Source organism: Roseateles noduli (assembly GCF_050626985.1).
Taxonomy (GTDB): Bacteria; Pseudomonadota; Gammaproteobacteria; order Burkholderiales; family Burkholderiaceae_C; genus Roseateles; species Roseateles noduli_A.
In genome coordinates this window covers 792652-809209 of the sequence record NZ_CP192463.1, presented here as the reverse complement: position 1 = coordinate 809209, position 16558 = coordinate 792652, and the positions used below count along the sequence as shown (strand labels likewise).

The window sequence follows — 16558 nt, the reverse complement described above, 5'->3', positions numbered from 1 at the left end:
CCGCCGTCGCGCTCAGCGCGCCCCCCGGCCCGTCAGGACCACCGCCACCGTCTCGAGCATGATCAACAGGTCGAGGAACAGCGTGTGGTTCTTGACGTAGTACAGGTCGTACTGGAGCTTCTCCAGCGAGTCCTCGATGGTCGAGCCGTATTCATAGCGGACCTGCGCCCAGCCGGTCACGCCCGGCTTCACGCTGTGGCGCACCGCGTAGTACGGGATCTGCGCGACCAGCTCGTCGACGAAGAACGGGCGCTCGGGGCGCGGGCCCACCATGCTCATCTCGCCGCGCAGCACGTTGATCAGCTGCGGCAGCTCGTCGATGCGGACCTTGCGGATGAAATTGCCGACGCGCGTGACGCGGGCGTCGTTCTTGGTCGCCCACTGGGGACGGCCGTCCTTCTCGGCGTCGTTGCGCATGCTGCGGAACTTGATCACCTTGAAGGTCGCGCCGTTCAGGCCGACGCGTTCCTGCGTGTAGAAGATCCCGCCGGGCGATTCCAGCTTGATGAGCAGCGCGGTGACGGCCATGATCGGCGCGGTCGCGACCAGCAGCACCAGCGAGGACACGAGGTCGAAGGCGCGCTTGACGGCGCTGCGCAGCACGCCCTGGTTGAAGCCGTCGCCGAAGATCAGCCAGCCGGCGTGGACGTGGCTGATCTTGATCTGCGCCAGCGTCTTCTCGAAGTAGGTGGCCAGGTCCACGACGCGGATGCCGTAGAGCTTGCAGTCCAGCAGCTGGCGCAGCGGCATGCTGCCGCCGCGGCGCTCGGACAGCGCCACGACGATCTCGTCCACGCCCAGGCGCATCGCCGCGTCGGTCAGGCTTTCGGCGGCCAGCAGTTCGTGCGCGGGCACCTGCGGGTCGACCTCGTTCGGGCCGGGCAGGAAGCCGACGATGTGCGCATGCGGATCGGCGGCGCGCAGGCTCTCGCTGACGGCCAGCGCGGCGTGGCCGCTGCCGAAGATCAGGATCTTGGTCCGGCCCGCGCCCTGCGCACCGGAGTGCGCGGCGTACACGCGGTGCACCATGACCAGCGCGACGGCCAGCATGGCGGTCGTGGTCAGCAGGTCGCGGTGGGAGACGGTGGCGGGGATCAGGCTGAACAGGCCGTAGGCCAGCGGCAGGCCGATCAGCAGCGCGAAGAGCGCGCGGGCGCAGGACTGCGTCAGCGAGCGCTTGTGGGATTGGGAGTAGAGGCCGGACGCGGAGTTGATGACGAACATGCCGCCGGCCAGCGAGAGCCCGTAGGACGCGGCGAAGCTCACCATGTGCTCGCTGCTGCCTTGGCTCAATGCGACCGCGAACACCGCCGCCACGATCAGGCCCAGGTCGAAAAGCACCTGGACCAGGGTTCGACGATGGAGGTAATGGTTAAAAATTCGAATCATGCCCGTCCCCAAAGCTGGTCACGGCATCCTCTCGGGATGCTGTCGCCGACCCGGGTGAACCTCTCAGGACCGCTCGTCGCGAACACGTCCTCCGCCAGAGGAGTCCCCATTCGCTGCGGGGGGCATCATGCCTCCCACCCCCAGGCTTGAAAGCCCCCTGTTTGCAGGGGCGATCGCCTTGCAATCCGGCTCGGTTGAACCCGTCTCGCCGACCGCCGCGGAATCCCCGAATCGACCCCTTGGCGCGTTGACCGGGGCCATTGTCTGTAGGCCCTGTTAGGTGCAAACCCCCTGACTGAATGCTTTGAGGGGCTCTCGTGTGGGAATGCACGTGAGTGAGGGGGGTGACCCCTCGATCAAGGGACAGGCCCGTGTCGCCCCGACGTCGGCTTGTCAGAGCGGAAGCGTGAAGGGGCGACCCGGGAAACGACGGGCGAAAAAAAACGCCCACCGAAGTGGGCGTCGTGTCGACGGCGCATGCTCGTCGCATGCTCGTCGCGTGACCGTCGCGTGACCGTCGCATGACGGCCGGCCCCTCTCCCGAGGGCCCCGGCCTCGCGCCGACGATCAGCGCACGACGGCGATCTGCTCGCGGTTGCCGCCCTTGTACGTGTACAGGGTCAGCGCGCCGTTCTTGATGTCGCCCTTGGCGTCGAACGCGATCGTGCCGGTCACGCCCTTGTAGTCGGCTGTCTTGGCCAGCACCGGCAGGTAGACCTTCGGATCGGCGGACTTGGCCTTGACCATCGCGTCGACCATCACGTTGACCGCGTCATAGACGTACGGGGCGTAGATCTGGACCTCGACCTTGTACTTGTCCTTGAACTTGGTCTTGAAGGCGTCCAGCGACTTCTTCGACTCGCCTTCCACGCCGCCCGCTTCCGCGCAGACGACCTGGCTGTCGGCCAGCGTGCCGGCGGACAGCTTGGGCAGTTCGGCCGTGCAGATGCCGTCGCCGCCCATGAACTTGGCTTCGATGCCCAGCTGCTTCATCTGGCGCAGCATCGGGCCGGCGACGGCGTCCATGCCGCCGAAGAAGACGACGTCGGGCTTCTTGCCCTTCAGCGAGGTCAGGATGGCGGTGAAGTCCGTGGCCTTGTCGTTGGTGAATTCACGACCGACGACCTTGCCGCCGGCGGCCTTGACGCCCTTCTCGAATTCATCGGCGACGCCCTGGCCGTAGGCCGTGCGGTCGTCGATGACGGCGATGGACTTGCCCTTCAGCGAGGTCACCGCGTACTTGCCCAGCGTGCCGCCCAGGTGCACGTCGTCGGCCACGACGCGGAACGCCGTCTTGTAGCCGTTGCGGGTGTACTTGGGGTTGGTCGCCGACGGCGAGATCTGCGGGATGCCGGCGTCGCTGTAGATCTTGGACGCGGGGATCGTCGTGCCGGAGTTCAGATGGCCGATGACGCCGTTGACCTTCGAGTCGACCAGCTTCTGGGCGGCGGCGGTGCCCTGCTTCGGATCGCCGGCGTCGTCTTCGGCCAGCAGCTCGAACTTGACCTTCTTGCCGCCGATCGTCACGCCCTTGGCGTTCAGCTCGTCGATGGCCATCTTGGCGCCCAGTTCGTTGTCCTTGCCCAGGTGCGCGATGGCGCCGCTGGTGGGACCCACGTGGCCGATCTTGACCACCGCATCCTGCGCCAGGGCGGCGCCGCTTGCGGCAATGGCGATTGCGCCCACGATCACATTCAGCTTGGATTGCATCTAGGAACCTCCGACTCGGGAATATGTGGAATGACGTTGAGTTCTCAACGCGAGCGACCATACCCCGAAAGACGGAAGCGTTTCCATAGTGAAAATGCTGTGAACGCGGTCACGGCGCAGACGTTGTCGCGCCCCTGTCACCGGGGCAAACCCGGATGGTTTTCGCAGGAGTGCGACGGCGTGCACACAGGCCGCACGCGAAGTGCGGATTTCCGCCCAGTCGATCGCGCATCAGGGGGATTCGCGCCCTGCCCATGGGCTTCGCGGCACCACGACGGCGCAACGCGTCACCGGCCTGGCACCAGCCCGGCGCGGGCTTCGCCTGGCGACGAAATGACAAGAATCAGTCGGCTCAGGCCGACATCACGTGGTGATTCAGCGTCAGGCCGAGCGCCTTGTAGGCCTTGAATCGTCCGCGTCCCGCGGCGACCTGCTCGGCGTCGGTGGAGACCAGCTCCAGCACGCGCTCGAAACGCTCGAGGCCGGGCGGTACGCCGGGCTCGAAATTGAGCAAGACCTGGCACCCGGCCAGCGCATCGAGCTGGTCCGAGAGCAGGATCGGGGTGCGCGCCCGCAGCGCCGCCGGGGTGTCGGCGCGCAGCAGCAGGTGGGGGAGGAATTCGCCGGGCTCGAAGGTCCAGAGCGTCTGGTCCAGCCGCTCCAGCAAACGCATCGGGCCCCAGATGCCGACGGTCAGTCCCGCCGCCTGCGTCTTGCGCAGCAGGCGGCAGGCGTAGACCTGGCGGTCGGGCACGCCGGTATAGAAGTTGACTTCCGTCACCGGACCCGCCCTTCCCTCGTCAGCTTGCGGAAGTTCCGAAGAACGCCGGCGGCGTTCAGCGGACCTGCGACAGCACGAAGTGCGTCAGCAGGCCGACCGGACGGCCGGTCGCGCCCTTGGCGCCGCCGCCCTTCCAGGCGGTGCCGGCGATGTCCAGGTGGCCCCAGCGGTACTTGGACGCGAAACGCTGCAGGAACTTCGCGGCGGTGATGGAACCGCCCTCGCGACCGGCGACGTTGGCGACGTCGGCGAAGTTGGTCTTCAGGCCGTCGGCGTAGTCGTCGTCCAGCGGCAGGCGCCAGCACGGGTCCAGCGCCGTCTCGCCGGCGGCGCTCAGCGCGGCGGCCAGTTCATCGTCGCTCGCGTACATGCCCGAACGCACACCGCCCAGCGCGATCACGCAGGCGCCGGTCAGCGTCGCGACGTCGACGACGGCCGCGGGCTTGAAGCGCTCGGCATAGGTCAGCGCGTCGCACAGGATCAGGCGGCCTTCGGCGTCGGTGTTCAGGATCTCGATGGTCTGGCCCGACATCGAGGTCACCACGTCGCCCGGCTTGACCGCGCGGCCGCTGGGCATGTTCTCGCAGGCGGCGATCAGCACGACCAGGTTGATCTTCGGCTTGAGCTCGACCACGGCGCGCAGCGTGCCCAGCACGGAGGCGGCGCCGCCCATGTCGAACTTCATCTCGTCCATGCCGGCGCCCGGCTTCAGCGAGATGCCACCCGAGTCGAAGGTGATGCCCTTGCCGACCAGCACCACCGGCGCCTGCGTCTTGGCGGCGCCTTCGTACTTCGCGACGATGAAACGCGGCGGCACGTCCGAGCCCTTGGCCACGGACAGGAAGGAGCCCATGCCCAGCTTCTCGATGCCCTTCTGGTCCAGGACCTCGACCTTGATGCCGTGGCTCTTGGCCAGGGCCTTGGTCTGGTCGGCCAGGTAGGCCGGCGTGGCGACGTTGGGCGGCAGGTTGGCGCATTCGCGCGCGACGGCGATGCCGGCGCCGATGGCCTGGCCGCGGGTCAGGCCGGCCTTGACCGCCTTGACGTCGTCCTTGCCGTGCAGCAGGGCGATCTTCGTCAGCTTCGACGCGGCGGGCGCGCTGGGCTTGGTCTCGCGGTAGACATAGGTCGCTTCCAGGGCGGCGAGCACGGTCTGCTCGGCCAGGGACTCGGTCAGCTCGGCGCCGAAACCGGCGTAGGCCACCGAGGCGCCCGTCGCGCCCTTGCCCTTGAGCTGGCCCAGCGCGGCGCCCAGCGCGCTGCGGGCGGCCTTGAGCGAGGCGCCGCTGGCGGCGACGATCAATCTGGGGGCCTTCAGGCCGGCGGGACGGACCAGGGACAAGACCTGACCCGCCTTCAGCTCGAAGTCGCCGAGCTTGACGGCATCCTTGACCAGGGCGGCGACGGCCTTGTCGAGCGACGCCGGCAGGCTGTCGCCCGCGACGACCAGCACGAGGGCGTCAGCGCCGTGCGACGACAGGGCGTCGAGGGAAACGAGCTGAGAGCGGAAGTCCATAATGCCGAGAAGTAGATAAAGTGCCCGGATGTTATTCGATTCAACCGTACGCAAGGAACTGGCCCGCAGTTTCGGATTGGCCTTCGTGGTCATCCTGACCATCGTCGTCACGATGCTGCTGGTGCGCTCGCTCGGCATGGCGGCCAAGGGCACGGTGGCCCCGCAGCACGTGCTGCTGTCGCTGGGTTATCTGGCCCTCGCCCAGTTGCCGGTGATGCTGAGCCTGTCGCTGTTCGTCGCCGTCGTCATGTCGCTGGGGCGCATGTACAAGGAATCGGAAATGACCATCTGGTTCGCCAGCGGCCTGGGCCTGACGCGCTTCGTGCGGCCGGTGCTGACGATGGCCTCGCCGGTGCTGGTCGTCGTGACGGTGCTGATGACCATCGTCTGGCCCTGGAGCAACGAGAACAGCGTGCAGCTGCGCGAGCAGTTCGAACAACGCAGCGATCTTTCGCGCGTCGCGCCGGGCCAGTTCCAGACCTCCAACGACGGCTCGCGCGTGTTCTTCATTGAGCGCGACCCGGCCGATGAATCCGCCGCCCGCAACGTCTTCATCATGAACAACACCGAGCACCTGGAGTCGGTGACGACCTCGGCGCGCGGCGCGCTGCAGTACAAGGACAACCAGCGCGTGCTGGTGCTGGATCACGGCCAGCGCAACGACGTCGACCAGCGCAACGGCGACAAGTCGGTGGCGCGCTTCCAGCAGTACCAGGTCGTCGTCGACGACGAGGTGATGCGCGCCGGCGGCACGCGCCCGCCCAAGACCCGTCCGACGCTGGACCTGCTGGTCGACCGCACGCCCCAGAACGACGGGGAACTGGCCTGGCGCTTCGGCATGATCCTGGGCTGCGTCAACCTGGTGCTGCTGGGGATCGGCATCTCGGCGACGAATCCGCGTCGCGCCAGCAACTGGAACCTGCTGTTCGCGCTGCTGGCCTTCATCGTCTACTTCAACCTGATCAACCTGACCCAGACCTGGGTGGTGGGCAACAAGATGAAGCTGGGCCCGGCGCTGGTGGCGCTGCATGGCGGCGCCCTCCTGGTGACGCTGCTGCTGCTGCTCTGGCGTGAACAGGGCGCGCGGCTGGGCGCGCCGCGCAGCGGCGTGCTGCCAGCCCCGCCCGAGAACCCCGCCTACGCGGAGACGGTCTTCGCCGCGCCCCCGGCCGGCATGGTGATCGCGCCGGCGTCGATGTCCGGCTCCACGCCGGGAGTGCCCACATGAGAACCGTCCGGCGGCTGCTGTACCGAGACATCCTCAGCTCCTTCACCCTGGTCATGGCCGGGTTCCTGGCGCTGTTCTTCTTCCTGGACTTCATCGACGACCTGGACCGCTTCCAGCGCCTGGGCCTGGGCATCGGGCTGGCGGTCTGGTCCAGCGTGCTGAAGCTGCCGGGCCGCTTCTACGAGCTGATGCCCATCGCGGTGCTGATCGGCACCATCTTCAGCATGGCGCGGCTGGCGCAGTCCAGCGAGTTCACCATCCTGCGCACCGGCGGCCTGGGTCCGCAGCGGGCGCTGGGCCTGCTGAGCGTGATGGCGCTGGCCTTCGCGGTGCTGGCCTTCGTCGTGGGCGACTTCGTCAACCCGTGGGCGGACCGCCAGGCGCAACTGCTCAAGTCCAGCGCCAGCGGCGGCGTCACGAACGCCCAGGGCGCCTGGTTGAAGGACCGCATCGGCGACTACAGCTACGCGGTGCACGTCGGCCGGGCGCGCGCCAACGGGACGATGGAGGACGTGCTCGTCTTCGAGTTCGACAGCAAGGGCGCGATGGCCACGCGGATGACCGCCAAGAATGCGACCGTCGACCCGACCGGCCGCTGGCTGATGAACGACGTGCGGCTGATGCAGTGGTCGCGCGCGCCGACGCCGCTGAACCAGCCGGCCCTGGCCGCGCCGCAGCACGCGGACCCGGCGGCGCCGCAGGACAAGCTGGCCGAGAACCCGGCCGTGCGCGAGATCCTGTTGCCGAAGTATGAGTGGCAGAGCCAGCTCCCCTCGGGCGTGGTGGCGGCCGCGGTGCAGCCGACCTGGAACATGTCGACGCTGGAGCTCTACCGCTACACGCGCCACCTCTCCTCGCAGGAGCAGTCGTCGGCGCAGCCGGAGATCCAGTTCTGGCGCAAGGCCTTCTATCCGTTCGCCTGCATGGTGATGGTGGCGCTGGCGCTGCCCTTCGCCTACCTGCATTTCCGCTCGGGCGGCATCAGCGTGAAGGTCTTCGGCGGCATCATGCTGGGCATCAGCTTCGTGGTGCTGAACGCGATCACCGGCCACCTCGGCCTGCTGCGCGACTGGACCCCGTGGCTCGTGGCCTCGGCGCCGAGCCTGCTGTACCTGGGCATCTCGATGGGCGCCTTCTACTGGCTGGTGCGTTATCGATGAGCGGCGGGATCGCCGCCTGCCGGGCCCCACGCGGGCCCTGTCGCCTGAGGGAGAACCGCTGATGGACAGCCTGCTGCTCTTCGCCCACGGGGCCCGCGATCCGGCCTGGGCCGGCCCGTTCCAGGCCATCGCCGCGGAACTGCAGACGCGCTGCCCGGACCTGCCGATCGCGCTCGCCTATCTCGAGCTGATGACGCCGGACCTGGCCACCGCCGCCGGCGCGCTGGTCGCCGTGGGCGCCACGCGCGTCCAGATCGTGCCCATGTTCCTGGGTGCCAGCGGCCATGTGCGCCGCGACGTGCCGCCGCTGGTGGAGTCGTTGCGCGCGCAGCACCCGGGCGTGCTGTTCGTGCTGCACGACGCCATCGGCGAACAGCCCTCGGTGATCCGCGCGATGGCGGGCGCGACGCTGGACCTGATCTCGTCCGTCACGCTCCCCGCCGACCCGCTCAACCCCGCCACGCCGACCGTGCTGGCCCAGTCCTGACGCTCCGACGAGCCCCGCACTGAACCCGCCATGAACCTCCACCAGTTCCGCTTCGTCCAAGAGGCCGCGCGCCGCAACCTCAACCTGACCGAGACGGCCAAGGCGCTGTACACCTCGCAGCCGGGCGTCTCCAAGGCGATCCTGGAGCTCGAGGAGGAGCTCGGCGTCGACATCTTCTCGCGCCACGGCAAGCGGCTGCGCAGCATCACCGAGCCCGGACGCCAGGTGCTGAAGTCCATCGAGATCATCATGCGCGAGGTCGGCAACCTCAAGCGCATCGGCGAGGAGTATTCCAAGCAGGATGTCGGCACGCTGTCGATCGCCACGACGCACACGCAGGCGCGCTACGTGCTGCCGGGCCCGGTCACGCAGCTGCGCAAGCAGTTCCCGCAGGTCATCATCGGCCTGCACCAGGGCAGCCCGGACCAGGTCGCGAAGATGCTGATCGACGAGACGGCCGACGTCGGCCTGGCGACCGAGTCGCTGTCGCAGTTCGAGGAGCTCGTCACCCTGCCCGCCTACGAATGGCAGCACGTGCTGGTGATGCGCGCCGAGCATCCGCTGGCGCAGCTCGAACGCATCGACCTCGAGCACCTGGCCGCGCAGCCGCTGGTCTCCTACCACCCGAGCTTCACCGGCCGCACCCGCATCGACCGCGCCTTCGCGCAACGCCAGCTCAAGCCCAACATCGTGCTGGAGGCGATCGATTCCGACGTCATCAAGACCTACGTCCGGCTGGGACTGGGCGTGGGCATCGTGGCCGAGATGGCGGTGCGCGAGGACCCGCCGGGCGGGGAACTCGTCTCGCGACCGCTGGGTCACCTGCTGGGCCAGAACGTCGCGCGCATCGCCTTCAAGCGCGGCGCCTACCTGCGCAACTACGTCTACAGCTTCGCCGAGCTGCTGTCCGATCGCCTGAACCGCACGCTGCTGCAGCGGGCGATGAGCGGCGAGGCCAGCGACTACGATTTGTGAGCCTCCCCATGCGCATTCACACTCCCGTTCCTGCGAGCCGTCTGCCCCAGCTGGGCGTGACGGTCTTCAGCGTCATGTCGGCGCTGGCGCAGCAGCACCAGGCGGTCAACCTGGGCCAGGGCTTCCCTGATTTCGAAGGCGATCCGGCGCTGCTGGACGCCGTCGACGCCGCGATGCGCGCCGGCCACAACCAGTACCCGCCGATGCCCGGCGTCCCGGCGCTGCGCCAGGCGATCGCCGCGAAGATCGAGACGCTCTACGGGCACTCGTACAACCCGGACACCGAGATCACCGTCACCGCCGGCGCGACGCAGGCGATCCTGACGGCGCTGCTCGCGATCGTGCACCCCGGCGACGAGGTCATCGTGCTGGAGCCGGCCTACGACAGCTACGCGCCCAACATCGCGCTGGCCGGCGGCGTCATGGTGCCGGTGCCGCTGGATCCGGCGAGTTTCCGTCCCGACTTCGACCGCCTCCGCGCCGCGCTGACGCCGCGCACCCGCGCGATCATGATCAACAGCCCGCACAACCCCAGCGGCGCCGTGTGGAGCGCGGACGAACTGCGCCAGCTCGCCGAACTGCTGGACGGCACCGACGTGCTGGTGATCAGCGACGAGGTCTACGAGCACATGGTCTACGACGGCCAGACGCACCAGAGCGTGTCGCGGCTGCCGGCACTGGCCGCGCGCAGCTTCGTCGTGTCGAGCTTCGGCAAGACCTACCACGTGACCGGCTGGAAGGTCGGCTACGTGACCGCGCCGGCGCCGCTGATGGCGGAGTTCCGCAAGGTCCACCAGTACAACGTGTTCACGGTGAACTCCGCGATGCAGCACGGCATCGCGACCTACATGCGCGACCCGGCGCCCTACCTGGGCCTGAGCGACTTCTACCAGCGCAAGCGCGACCGTTTCCGCGCCGGACTGGCGGGCTCGGCCTTCGTGCTGCGCCCCTGCCCCGGCAGCTACTTCCAGTGCGTCGATTACAGCGCGCTGCCGGCGCCGCTGGCCGCGATGGGCGACATGGAGATCAGCCAGTGGCTCACGCGCGAGATCGGCGTCGCGGCGATTCCGCTGTCGGCGTTCTACGGTGGCGGCAGCGACGCGAAGGTCATCCGCTTCTGCTTCGCGAAGAAGGACGAGACCCTGGACCTCGCGCTGGAACGCCTGAAGAGGATCTGAGCCAATCTGAGCCAATCGCACGCCCCGCCCCGCGGACAGCGAGCGCTACTGGGGCCGGAATGAGGCTGGGGGTTCGCGGAGGCGATGCCCCCTGCCTCGTGGAGCGCCCGCGCTTGGCCACACGCCAGGCTCGTGGCCCGCGCCTGCCGCCGGAACGGACGATCAGCGTCCCTTGGGTTCGCGCGGCGCGTCGTCCTCGACGAGCGACAGATCCAGATCCACCGACTGCGTGAGCGGCGTCCGCGACGGCGCTGGTGACTGCCAGACCATCGTGGCCATCTGGTCCGCCGGCGCGGTCGCATCCAGCGGCAGCACGACGTCGATGGACGACCCGTCGATCTCGTGCTCGGCGCGGTCCCGCGCCACCGCGTACAGCAGCAGCAGGTCGCGATAGGCTGGCAGCCCCAGGTCCCCGCTGTACTCCTGATGGTTGGACAGCAGGTCCTGCAGCAGGCTCATGCTGCCCTCGGGATCGGACCAGGCGGCCTCGAGCCGCTCGATCAGTTCCCCGTGGGTCTCCAGCGCCTCGCCCTGGTTCAGGTCGTCGCTCCACGACGGCGCGCGGGCGTGGAACTGCTCGGCGAAGCGCGCACCGACGCGATCGAAGGCTTCGCGGTCGCCGCGACGCTGATAGAGCTCCATCAGCTTCAGGAACGGCAGGCCGCTGGCCGCGTCGCGGTGGTTCAGGCGCGAGGACAGCAGCTCGATCGCCGCGTCGTCCTGGCCCAGCACCATGAAGAAGTCGACCTGCTGCTCGAGGTCGATGAGTTCCTCGACCGTCACGGTGACGCCACCGACGCCCAGGTCGGCCGACAGCGGCGCCGGCCGCGTATCGTCGCGCTCGAACCGCAGGCTCAGCGGCTCCAGCGCATCGAGCGCGGCCAGGGCGTCGAGCGCGTCGTCCGCCGCCGTGGTCGGCGCGCGGGCCGGCTGGCGCTGGACGGCGGACGTGGGCGGCGTGGGCGACATCAAGGGCGCGGGACGGGTCGGCTCCTCGTTGAGGCTCAGCGGCATCGGGATCGTCGACGGCGCCTGGGACGCCACCGGACCGTCGCTCGACAGGTGCGACATCAACGGCACCGGCGAGCTGTGCGGATCGGTGGGTGTGAACGGGGACGGACCGGTCGGCACGGGCGGCAGCACCGTCTCGGCCCCTGGCAGATCGTGGCGGGAGTCGCCCAGCCAATGCTGACCCGCCTCGCGCTTCTGCAGGCGGTTGCTGCGCCACAGCAGCAGGCTGCTCGCGGCCAGCGCCAGGCTCAGCAGGCTCAGGCCCAGCACCCAGACGGACGACGCGTTGCCCCCGCTCGCGGCATGCTCGCGCGCGGCCTGCAATTCCTGGCGCAGCGTGGTCATCGCGGCCATCGTGCGCTTCTGCTCGGCCTGCATCTCGGCAAGCTGCTTCTGCATCGCCAGCATCTGCTGGCGCGCGTCCTCGGCGGCGCTCGCGGCACTGGCGGCGGCCTCGGCGGCCAGCAGCGCCGGAGCCGCCGGCTGCAGCGCCTCCATGGGTTCCAGCGACAGGCGCGGCGTCGGCGCCCGCACCACGCGGGCCGCGCGGGCCTCGCGCGCCTGGATCTGGGCACGGGTCCGACTGGTCTCGCCGGCCGGGGCGCGGGCACCGTCGGTGCCAGGACTTGCCTCGACCGTCCGGCGCTGGGGACGCTGGGGGCGCTCGGCGCCGCTCGCGGTGGTGCCAGGCGTTGCGGCGGCCGCGATCGCCAGCTCATTGCCCACGCGCGGCGTCGACGAACGGGGAGCCGGTGCCTCCGTCGGGCGCGCCGGCTGGTTCTCCTGCAACGCCTGCAGCGCGGGCGACACGGTCGCCGCGGGCGGCGGGCCGGCGTCGGCCATCGGCTCGCCGTTCAGGCCCGGCGGGTCGATGAAGGCGGTGTACTGGCGCGTCAGGCGCGTCGGGCAGCCCACGCTGAGCTGCACCGAGACGATGGGCTCGTCGATCCGTTGCGCGCTGCGCAGCCGCACGCCGGTGACGCGCGTGCCGTCGCCCTCGACCTGCCAGTGCAGGCCCGACGTGGCCAGCGGGTTCTCGCCGGCGCTGACTTCCGCGCGCACGCACTCGGGCGTCACGGTCTCGCCGGGGTTGAGCTGGACGGGGAACAGCAGGTTCAGCGGCTGGCCCAATGACGATGCCGCCTGGGGGCGGCCGACACCGAGGCTCCAGGCCGGCGCCGACATCATGAGGATGGCAAGCACGAGAACGCTGTGCGGCGGCAACGCGCCGCGCGGGTCGTGATGATCTCGATCCATTCCCGCTGTTGTTGCTGTTGGTGTGCGTTTCACTCTAGCACGGCGCTTACAGGGACAAACCCGGAAAAGCGCCCCTTCCTCCCCCCGGATGCGCATCGCCCGCGCATCATGCGCGCATGGTCGCGGCGCCCACGGGCCTGCCGCGAGTCCCTCACAATAAGCCGGAAGAAGCCGCGACGCACGCGGTCCATCCGCACATTTCAGGAGACCGCTGGCTTGTCACGCCAGCGACAAAGCATGAACAGCTCGGTTCTTACAATTTCCGAACGCAACAACATCGAGACGGGGCCGTGGTTTTCCAAACTGTCACTGCCGCTGCGCAGCGACATTCTGGCGCGCGCCACCGTGAGACGCCTCACCGACGGCGCGCTGATGTCGGTGCGCGGCGAACCGGCCGAGGAATGGATCGGCGTGGCCAAGGGCGCGGTGCGGGTGAGTTCGGTCTCGCTGTCGGGCAAGCAGGTCACGCTGACCTATGTCGAGCCCGGCATCTGGTTCGGCGACATCGCCCTCTTCGACGGCCTGCCGCGCACCCACGATGCCAGCGCGCATGGCGAGACCACGCTGCTGGTGATCCGCAAGCCCGACTTCCGCGATCTGCTCCAACGCCACACCGAGCTCTACGAGGCGCTGCTGCGGTTGAACTGCCGCCGCCTGCGGCTGATGTTCGACCAAGTCGAGGACCTCAACACCCGACCCCTCGCCTCGCGGCTGGCCAAGCAGATCCTGCTGCTGGCGCGCAGCTACGGCGTGTCGCAGGGCGAGGAGGTCCGCATCGGCCTGCAACTGGCGCAGGAAGACCTGGCGCAGTTGCTGGGCGCCTCGCGGCAGCGCGTGAACCAGGAGCTCAAGGGCTTCGAGCGCGAAGGCGCGGTGCGCGTGGAGCCGACCCGGCTGGTGGTGTTGAGCAAGGAAAAGCTGCTGGCGATCGCCAACCGCTGAGCGTCGGGAGAACATCGACACGGTCGACACGGTCGACGGGATCGACCCGGTCTCCAGGACGCTCGGATCACGAATCACGACAACTTCAGGAGACCTTGTGGACGATGCTTTCACCGGCACCCGTGCCCCTTCGCAATCGATGGATGCCCAGGCGCTCGCCGCCTGGCTGGCGCGCGAGATCGACGGCTTCGCCGGCCCGCTGACGATCGAGCAGTTCAAGGGCGGCCAGTCCAATCCCACCTACAAGCTGATCACGCCGGGCGCGACCTACGTGATGCGCGCCAAGCCGGCGCCGGTGGCCAAGCTGCTGCCGTCCGCGCACGCGATCGAGCGCGAGTTCACGGTGATGCGCGCCCTCGCCGGCACCGACGTGCCGGTGCCGCGCATGCTCGCGCTGTGCGAGGACGAATCCATCGTCGGCCGCGCGTTCTACGTCATGGAGTTCATGCAGGGCCGGGTCTTGTGGGACCAGACGCTGCCGGGCGCGTCCACCGCCGAACGCACCGCGATCTACGAGGAGATGAACCGCGTCATCGCCGCGCTGCACCGGGTGGACTTCCGCGCGCTGGGGCTGGCGGGCTACGGCAAGCCGGGCAACTACTTCGAGCGCCAGATCGGCCGCTGGAGCAAGCAGTACCAGGCGACGATCACCGGCCCGAACGAGGCGATGGACCGCCTGATCGAGTGGCTGCCGGCGCACATCCCCGAGTCGGCGCGCGACGAGCGCGAGGTCGCCATCGTCCACGGCGACTACCGGCTGGACAACCTCGTCTTCCACCCGACCGAGCCGCGCGTGCTGGCGGTGCTGGACTGGGAACTGTCGACGCTGGGCCATCCGCTGGCGGACTTCAGCTACCACTGCATGTCGTGGCACATCCGCAAGAGCGGCGCGGCGCGCGGCCTGGGCGGCGTGGACCTGGCGCCGCTGGGCATCCCGAGCGAGCTGGACTACGTGCGCCGCTACTGCGAGCGCACCGGCCGCGGCGACGCGGCGACGGTGATGAAGGACTGGAACTTCTACCTCGCCTACAACCTGTTCCGCATCTGCGCGATCCTGCAGGGCATCGCCAAACGCGTCGAGGACGGCACCGCGTCCAGCCAGCAGGCCCGCGAGGCCGGCGCCGGCGCGAAGCCGATGGCGGAGCTGGGCTGGTCGTTCGCGCAGAAGCTGTCGGGCTGAGCGCGAAACGAGCGGCGGCGATCGCGCTGCGACCCACTGCTTTGGGAGCAGAGGGTCGCGAGTTCCGGAGCGGTCAGATTTTCAGGCTAGAATGCAAGGCTCAGTCGGGGCGTAGCGCAGCCTGGTAGCGCATCTGCTTTGGGAGCAGAGGGTCGCGAGTTCGAATCCCGCCGCCCCGACCAACCATCTCGAAAGCCGCAAGGAGTCCTGCTCCTTGCGGCTTTTCCTTTTCCGGCGCCCTCCGTTGGAACGCCCCCTCCAACGACGTGACGCGGCCCGCACCCATCAGCACGGAGGGGTCCCCGCCCAGGCCAAGCAACACCTGGCCCAGGAAGCGTGGGAATCCGACCCTGTGCGCCGGTTGGCGGGAGCCGTGCATGGATGCGGCGTCAGATGGCGATAGACGGCGTTAGACGGCCAGACGGCTAGACGGCGTTGTTGCGCAGCTGCCGGCGCACTTCGTCGGCGATGGGATGCAAGGCTTCAGGCGTTTCAGTTCCGACAACGCTGTAGCCCAGTCCCCGAGCAGCCCAGGTGAAGCCGCGAACCGCTCCGGTCGCATGCTTGAGCATCGGAGCCTCCTTGTCCACGAGCATCGGTCGGACCATCATCGCGATGCGCGTGCCATCCTGACGCTCATAGAAGAACAGGCCTCCGGAGCCGTGGGCGGTGGCGACCACGCGGCCGCCGGCGTAGCGGTATCCGGACTGGCTGAGGTCAGGAATATCCACCGGACGCTGCAGCTGGGTCGACACCTGATGGAGCAGCGTCGCCCGATCGGTCTCCCCAGGCCCTTCTGCGGAATACGCGGCGAAACTGCTGCGCGCTTCTCCAGCCAGGGCCACGATCCCGGACGTCGGCACGGGATCCCAGACGTCACGCATTTGCCAGCCGCCCAAGGCGCCGGTGCCGAGCGCCATGACGACGGCGGCGGCCGTTCTCCAGCGCCAAGGCTGCGGCGCGTCGCGCCGCGCAAGGAGCGTGTGGATCTGCAGCCGCTCGGGGACAGGTTCGTCGGCGATGGGCGCCAATGTCGACCGCAGCAGTTGGCGCTGCATGCTGAGGCTGGCCACCGTCGCGGCATCAGCGGGATGTCGGTCCAGATGCTCCTGCACCTCCTTGCGACGCGGCGCATCCAGCAGACCATCGACAAATGCGTGCAGGTCGTCCTCGTCGACGGGACGGACATTTTGCTTGCTCATTACTTCATCCTCCGCAAGTGCGGTTCCGCGGTCGCCGGGGGCCGCTGCCTGGGCCCCCCTTCCATGGCGCGCTGCAGCTTTTCCCGCCCCCGGGCCAGGCGCGACATGATGGTTCCGATCGGCACGTCCAGGGCCTTGGCAGCTTCCGCATAGCTCAAGCCTTCGACCGAGACCAGCAGCAGCACGGCCCTCTGCTCTTCAGGCAGCGTTGCCAGCGCTCTCGTCAACTCGCCGTACTGGACGTGCGACTCCTGGGTGGCAGGCGAGGCGAAGGCCGACTCATCCACATCGGCGATGTCGATGTGCTGCCCCCGGCGCGTGTCCTGGCGAATGCGATTGACGATGAGGTTGTGCGCAATCGCGAAGACCCATTGCCTCGTATTGTCGACCTGCCGGCGGGTCGCCCAGTGGCTGATGGCCCGCTCCAGACAGTCCTGGACCAGGTCGTCCGCGAGGTCCCGATTCCGGACCATCGCGCTCGCATACCGGCGCAGGGCCGGTATCAGCGGCTGGAGCTCGGTGATGAGCGCCATGTCGGGCGC

General features: G+C 68.8%; 14 protein-coding genes and 1 tRNA gene. 8 read left to right on the top strand and 7 right to left on the bottom strand.

The window, feature by feature from the left end; all coding sequences use genetic code 11:
• Positions 1 to 12: 12 nt before the first annotated feature.
• From ACQ4L4_RS03595 to ACQ4L4_RS03580, 4 genes are all read right to left on the bottom strand, one after another.
• Positions 13 to 1389, bottom strand: a complete 1377-nt coding sequence (locus tag ACQ4L4_RS03595) for a TIGR03013 family XrtA/PEP-CTERM system glycosyltransferase (RefSeq protein WP_431102818.1) — start codon at positions 1387 to 1389, stop codon at positions 13 to 15.
• Between the two features lie 567 nt (positions 1390 to 1956).
• Positions 1957 to 3099 (bottom strand): branched-chain amino acid ABC transporter substrate-binding protein, encoded by a 1143-nt coding sequence (locus tag ACQ4L4_RS03590; protein WP_377155678.1) that lies wholly within the window; start codon positions 3097 to 3099, stop codon positions 1957 to 1959.
• Positions 3100 to 3451: 352 nt separating this feature from the next.
• Entirely contained in the window at positions 3452 to 3880 is a 429-nt protein-coding gene (locus ACQ4L4_RS03585; RefSeq protein ID WP_431102816.1) for a DNA polymerase III subunit chi, read from the bottom strand.
• 55 nt (positions 3881 to 3935) lie between these two features.
• Entirely contained in the window at positions 3936 to 5396 is a 1461-nt protein-coding gene (locus tag ACQ4L4_RS03580; protein ID WP_431102815.1) for a leucyl aminopeptidase, read from the bottom strand.
• 28 nt (positions 5397 to 5424) lie between these two features.
• Here ACQ4L4_RS03580 and lptF point away from each other — a divergent pair, with 28 nt between their 5' ends.
• The 5 genes from lptF to ACQ4L4_RS03555 all read left to right on the top strand — a co-directional run bounded on the left by lptF (position 5425) and on the right by ACQ4L4_RS03555 (position 10424).
• On the top strand, positions 5425 to 6624 hold the full coding sequence (gene lptF / locus ACQ4L4_RS03575) for an LPS export ABC transporter permease LptF (protein WP_431102814.1): 1200 nt from the start codon (positions 5425 to 5427) through the stop codon (positions 6622 to 6624).
• Positions 6621 to 7784, top strand: coding sequence for an LPS export ABC transporter permease LptG (gene lptG / locus ACQ4L4_RS03570; protein WP_377155683.1), 1164 nt, complete (start codon positions 6621 to 6623; stop codon positions 7782 to 7784). The genes lptF and lptG overlap by 4 nt, the downstream gene beginning before the upstream one ends.
• Positions 7785 to 7845: 61 nt before the next feature.
• Positions 7846 to 8271: a sirohydrochlorin chelatase gene (locus ACQ4L4_RS03565; protein ID WP_431102813.1), complete on the top strand. Its 426-nt coding sequence runs from the start codon at positions 7846 to 7848 to the stop codon at positions 8269 to 8271.
• A gap of 30 nt (positions 8272 to 8301) precedes the next feature.
• Positions 8302 to 9246 carry a CysB family HTH-type transcriptional regulator gene (locus ACQ4L4_RS03560; RefSeq protein ID WP_431102812.1) on the top strand — a complete coding sequence of 315 codons (945 nt, stop codon included), beginning with the start codon at positions 8302 to 8304 and terminating at the stop codon, positions 9244 to 9246.
• An 8-nt stretch (positions 9247 to 9254) separates the two neighbouring features.
• The gene (locus ACQ4L4_RS03555) at positions 9255 to 10424 is read left to right on the top strand and encodes a pyridoxal phosphate-dependent aminotransferase (RefSeq protein ID WP_431102811.1); all 1170 of its coding nucleotides are present in this window, start codon (positions 9255 to 9257) and stop codon (positions 10422 to 10424) included.
• Between the two features lie 162 nt (positions 10425 to 10586).
• Here ACQ4L4_RS03555 and ACQ4L4_RS03550 read toward each other — a convergent pair whose 3' ends face one another.
• The gene (locus tag ACQ4L4_RS03550; RefSeq protein WP_431102810.1) at positions 10587 to 12692 is read right to left on the bottom strand and encodes a type IV pilus assembly protein FimV; all 2106 of its coding nucleotides are present in this window, start codon (positions 12690 to 12692) and stop codon (positions 10587 to 10589) included.
• Between the two features lie 237 nt (positions 12693 to 12929).
• Between ACQ4L4_RS03550 and ACQ4L4_RS03545 the strand changes: the two genes are divergently transcribed.
• The 3 genes from ACQ4L4_RS03545 to ACQ4L4_RS03535 all read left to right on the top strand — a co-directional run bounded on the left by ACQ4L4_RS03545 (position 12930) and on the right by ACQ4L4_RS03535 (position 14996).
• Positions 12930 to 13634 (top strand): Crp/Fnr family transcriptional regulator, encoded by a 705-nt coding sequence (locus ACQ4L4_RS03545; protein ID WP_088408218.1) that lies wholly within the window; start codon positions 12930 to 12932, stop codon positions 13632 to 13634.
• A 139-nt stretch (positions 13635 to 13773) separates the two neighbouring features.
• Positions 13774 to 14814, top strand: a complete 1041-nt coding sequence (locus tag ACQ4L4_RS03540; RefSeq protein ID WP_431104862.1) for a phosphotransferase — start codon at positions 13774 to 13776, stop codon at positions 14812 to 14814.
• 105 nt (positions 14815 to 14919) lie between these two features.
• Positions 14920 to 14996, top strand: a tRNA-Pro gene (locus ACQ4L4_RS03535).
• Between the two features lie 243 nt (positions 14997 to 15239).
• Here the strand turns inward: ACQ4L4_RS03535 and ACQ4L4_RS03530 are convergent.
• Together ACQ4L4_RS03530 and ACQ4L4_RS03525 are read right to left on the bottom strand one after the other, a co-directional pair.
• Complete coding sequence (locus ACQ4L4_RS03530) at positions 15240 to 16016, bottom strand: anti-sigma factor family protein (protein ID WP_431102809.1); 777 nt, start codon at positions 16014 to 16016, stop codon at positions 15240 to 15242.
• A complete protein-coding gene (locus ACQ4L4_RS03525; protein WP_431102808.1) occupies positions 16016 to 16549 on the bottom strand; it encodes a sigma-70 family RNA polymerase sigma factor in 534 nt (177 codons plus the stop codon). The genes ACQ4L4_RS03530 and ACQ4L4_RS03525 overlap by 1 nt, the downstream gene beginning before the upstream one ends.
• Positions 16550 to 16558: the final 9 nt, after the last annotated feature.

Bases quoted from the DNA above. Each gene is read 5' to 3' on its own strand.
- ACQ4L4_RS03595 (WP_431102818.1), bottom strand. From the start codon at position 1,389: ATGATTCGAATTTTTAACCATTACCTCCATCGTCGAACCCTGGTCCAG.
- ACQ4L4_RS03590 (WP_377155678.1), bottom strand. From the start codon at position 3,099: ATGCAATCCAAGCTGAATGTGATCGTGGGCGCAATCGCCATTGCCGCA.
- ACQ4L4_RS03580 (WP_431102815.1), bottom strand. From the start codon at position 5,396: ATGGACTTCCGCTCTCAGCTCGTTTCCCTCGACGCCCTGTCGTCGCAC.
- lptF (WP_431102814.1), top strand. From the start codon at position 5,425: ATGTTATTCGATTCAACCGTACGCAAGGAACTGGCCCGCAGTTTCGGA.
- lptG (WP_377155683.1), top strand. From the start codon at position 6,621: ATGAGAACCGTCCGGCGGCTGCTGTACCGAGACATCCTCAGCTCCTTC.
- ACQ4L4_RS03565 (WP_431102813.1), top strand. From the start codon at position 7,846: ATGGACAGCCTGCTGCTCTTCGCCCACGGGGCCCGCGATCCGGCCTGG.
- ACQ4L4_RS03560 (WP_431102812.1), top strand. From the start codon at position 8,302: ATGAACCTCCACCAGTTCCGCTTCGTCCAAGAGGCCGCGCGCCGCAAC.
- ACQ4L4_RS03555 (WP_431102811.1), top strand. From the start codon at position 9,255: ATGCGCATTCACACTCCCGTTCCTGCGAGCCGTCTGCCCCAGCTGGGC.
- ACQ4L4_RS03550 (WP_431102810.1), bottom strand. From the start codon at position 12,692: ATGGATCGAGATCATCACGACCCGCGCGGCGCGTTGCCGCCGCACAGC.
- ACQ4L4_RS03545 (WP_088408218.1), top strand. From the start codon at position 12,930: ATGAACAGCTCGGTTCTTACAATTTCCGAACGCAACAACATCGAGACG.
- ACQ4L4_RS03540 (WP_431104862.1), top strand. From the start codon at position 13,774: ATGGATGCCCAGGCGCTCGCCGCCTGGCTGGCGCGCGAGATCGACGGC.
- ACQ4L4_RS03530 (WP_431102809.1), bottom strand. From the start codon at position 16,016: ATGAGCAAGCAAAATGTCCGTCCCGTCGACGAGGACGACCTGCACGCA.
- ACQ4L4_RS03525 (WP_431102808.1), bottom strand. From the start codon at position 16,549: ATGGCGCTCATCACCGAGCTCCAGCCGCTGATACCGGCCCTGCGCCGG.